Genomic DNA, 515 nt, shown 5'->3' on the forward strand with positions numbered 1-515 from the left:
AAAGTACACATATCTATCAAATTTCGTTCCTTTTCATTTGCAAAAGTAGACAATCTCATCCATATTTGCAAGTTTTTCTTTATAAAAGTGAACATTATTCTTTATTTTTCTCATTTCCAGCCATTTTCTTCCGTTCTGTGACGAACTTCGGTGTTGCATTAGCCTCTCGCTTCCCAAAAGTGTCCATTATTGGAAGCTCCCCTTTATAAAACCTCTTCCTGTAATTATTTTGCGTATCATAGCCGATAGCATAACATGGTCTTTTCTCATTGTAATAATCCACGTATACGTCCAAGGCCTCCTCGAACTCCTCTCTTGAATTACATGTCTCAATCTTGAAGTCTATGAACAATTCCTCTTTTATCCATCCGTTGAGGGATTCGTTCACAGGGTTGTCTGTAGGCTTTCCTGCCCTGGACATAGACCTCACAATCATCGTGTCCTTTATCAGCTCATTATAGGCGAGTGAAGCATACACGCTACCTTGGTCCGTATGAAGAACAGTTGGCTCATCT

Annotated in this window: 1 protein-coding gene; it reads right to left on the bottom strand. The window is 39.6% G+C overall.

Features of this window, described 5'->3' with window-relative positions:
- Positions 1-94: 94 nt before the first annotated feature.
- Positions 95-515: integrase core domain-containing protein (locus IEV15_RS14590; RefSeq protein ID WP_188363269.1), on the bottom strand; the 421-nt coding region annotated here is incomplete at its 5' end.

The organism is Flavobacterium orientale (assembly GCF_014638005.1).
Taxonomy (GTDB): Bacteria; Bacteroidota; Bacteroidia; order Flavobacteriales; family Flavobacteriaceae; genus Flavobacterium; species Flavobacterium orientale.